This window comes from Agarivorans sp. (genome assembly GCF_050295395.1).
In the GTDB taxonomy this organism is placed as follows: domain Bacteria; phylum Pseudomonadota; class Gammaproteobacteria; order Enterobacterales; family Celerinatantimonadaceae; genus Agarivorans.
Genome location: NZ_JBNKPP010000076.1, coordinates 1 through 2,778, shown reverse-complemented (window position 1 = coordinate 2,778; position 2,778 = coordinate 1). Strand labels below are relative to the sequence as shown.

Below are 2,778 nucleotides of genomic sequence, written 5' to 3'. Positions count from 1 at the left end.
CGCACCAATTTCTTCTAAAAGGTTTAAACCATCTTTGATATTTCGCTGATCGGGCATATCAATAAAGGGGAAAGCTTCCAACTTGCCCAGCTTTAAGCCCAACATTTGTAAAATAACCGACGCCAAGTTAGTGCGTAAAATTTCTGGATCGGTAAACTCATCGCGGCTATTAAAGTCATCTTCACTATAGAGACGAATGCAAATACCTTCGGCCACCCGACCACAACGACCTTTACGTTGATTAGCACTAGCCTGAGAAATCGCCTCAATAGGCAGTCGCTGTACCTTAGAACGGTAGCTATAACGGCTGATTCGAGCCGTGCCCGGGTCAATCACATAACGAATTCCGGGTACGGTTAAACTGGTTTCAGCTACATTAGTGGCTAATACAATGCGTCGCCCACGATGTGAGGCAAAGATTCTATTTTGCTCGGCATTCGATAGCCGTGAGTACAGTGGTAATACTTCAGTATCTCGATATTGGCGCTTTTCTAAGAAGTCTGTGGCATCGCGAATTTCCCGCTCACCATTCATAAAGATCAGAATATCACCGGGCTTTTCTCGATACAGTTCATCAACGGCGTCGGCTAAGCCCTCTAAAACATCTTTAGTTTGTTCACCATCATTTAGGGGCCGATAGCGGGTTTCAACCGGATAAGTACGGCCCGACACTTCAATCACTGGCGCATCGTTAAAATGTTTAGCAAAACGTTGCGGGTCAATGGTGGCCGAGGTAATCACCACTTTTAAATCGGGCCGCTTCGGCAGCAGCTGTTTGAGCACCCCTAAGATGAAGTCGATATTAAGGCTACGTTCGTGGGCTTCATCGATAATCAGCACTTCATACTGCGATAAGAAACGGTCTTGCTGTAGCTCGGCCAACAGCATACCGTCGGTCATAAGCTTAATTAAGCTGTCATTTTTTATCTGATCGTTAAAGCGGATCTTATAACCCACCAGCTCGCCTACTGGGGTATTAAGCTCTTCGGCAATGCGCGCGGCCACACTACGCGCAGCTAAACGTCTAGGCTGAGTATGACCAATAAAGCCGCGACTGCCCAAACCCAGCTCCAAACAAATTTTAGGTATTTGCGTGGTTTTACCCGAGCCTGTTTCACCGGCGATAATCACCACTTGATTATCTCTCAGCGCCTCATAAATAGTCTGCTTTTGTTCCGCCACTGGTAATTGAGGTGGATAATCAATCTTAGGAATGGAACTGCGACGCCGCTCTGCCTTTTCCACTGAGCGCAGTAAAGCCTGCTGGAACTTAGCAAAAGGGGGATGTTCTTCACTTAACTGCTGCTCGTTAAACTTAGCCAATTGGTTTTGTAAACGATAACGGTCTTTAGCAAGAGCAAGAGATATTTGTTGTTTAAGGGTAGATAAAGCCGACTGCAAGAATAAAGCCTCGTAAGGTTGCATACGAGGCGCAAATGCTAACAACAATCACTGAGAAAACAAGTCTAACTGACGCTCTTATAGCAACTATTCAAATGTTTGCTGATCCCCGCCAGTACCTCTTCGCGGGTAATTAAGCCCAATAATTTACCTTGTTCAATCACTGGATACATTTTGGGTTTCTGCAGCAGCATACTTTGCGCCAGCTCGAAAATACTGGTCTCGGGGCCAACACTTAGCACATCTTTGCGCATTAAATCTTCAACCAGGGACACGGTTTCGCAATGATAAGTCGCTTCCAATAAGCTTTTTAAACAGTCTTGCTCGGAAATCCAACCAATCACATGTTTATGCTCATCAACCACCGGAGCCCCTAATTGCTTGTGCTCAAGTAAGCTACGCACCACTTCGGCAATGGCTTGTTTTGCAGTAAAACAAACTGGGCGGGTTAACATGTAATCGCGTACTTTCAAATTCTCTGACATGGTTTGCACTCCATTCGTGTGCCTACGCTTAGCTTAGTTGCAGAGGCTCAATTCCTCCAGTCATCCAAGATTTAAGGGGCGAGGATGAGTGAGTGGCGCTGATTTTTCGGTAGAAACGTGTTAAGAGATGGAAATTAACGCTGAGCTAAGCGGGATAAAAACCAAACTATATGTAGCGAAAGTGTAGCGCTTGAATTGTACAAAATCATAACGAGTTACTAATTCCCCGTTCTGTTCTCAAGCACGCTTTTGGACAGAAATGAGTTAAGACGCTACTTTGCTTAAAGATAAACTAAATGATGGAGGCAGAGTTAACGCCATTATATTAGGGTGAAAAAGCTCGGATAAATTTAGCGAAGAATGCTGGCTTTGTGCGCCCCATCATTATTAACTTGTTATAACCATGAGTTACGTACTTTCAGGTCTTTTTTTGACAAAATAACTAATTTTTAGACATTTGCTAGCTTCAATTTTTAGTGGGCCATAATAGTCATCAGGATCGATGATTTCTCCTACTTTAAAATCTATAAATTCTCGCAAAGCGAGATTCGCATCCTCGGAAAATAAGAATGAACCTGTATCTGCTAATTTTCTTACTTTCGGCCTAGCTTCACCAATCATTAAACTCAATAATTGCTTCTGTTCATCTGTTAGGCCATTCGTGTCCCAAGTATTCTTATGAGTCTCGTAGTAATGCACTATGTCAGAAAGAGCCTCAATTGCATTTTGATATGCTGCGACACGGAGCTCCCACCATTTCTTGTGGCGAAAGTCTCGATTAGCAATAAAAGAAGCAAACAAACCAGCAATGATCCCTACTAAGCCTAATTTAATTAATTCGAGTATCACGGATTGCATATTGACCACTGTTAATAAACCTATTATTTAATTT

General features: G+C 43.3%; 3 protein-coding genes. All 3 read right to left on the bottom strand.

The window, feature by feature from the left end:
• Positions 1–1,425, bottom strand: a 1,425-nt coding sequence (hrpA, locus tag ACQY6Q_RS04400) for an ATP-dependent RNA helicase HrpA (protein WP_427978321.1), incomplete at its 3' end; no start/stop codon positions are given.
• Positions 1,426–1,466: 41 nt separating this feature from the next.
• A complete protein-coding gene (locus ACQY6Q_RS04395) occupies positions 1,467–1,886 on the bottom strand; it encodes a CBS domain-containing protein (RefSeq protein ID WP_055731463.1) in 420 nt (139 codons plus the stop codon).
• Positions 1,887–2,294: 408 nt separating this feature from the next.
• Complete coding sequence (locus ACQY6Q_RS04390; protein ID WP_427978317.1) at positions 2,295–2,753, bottom strand: hypothetical protein; 459 nt, start codon at positions 2,751–2,753, stop codon at positions 2,295–2,297.
• Positions 2,754–2,778 lie beyond the last annotated feature (25 nt).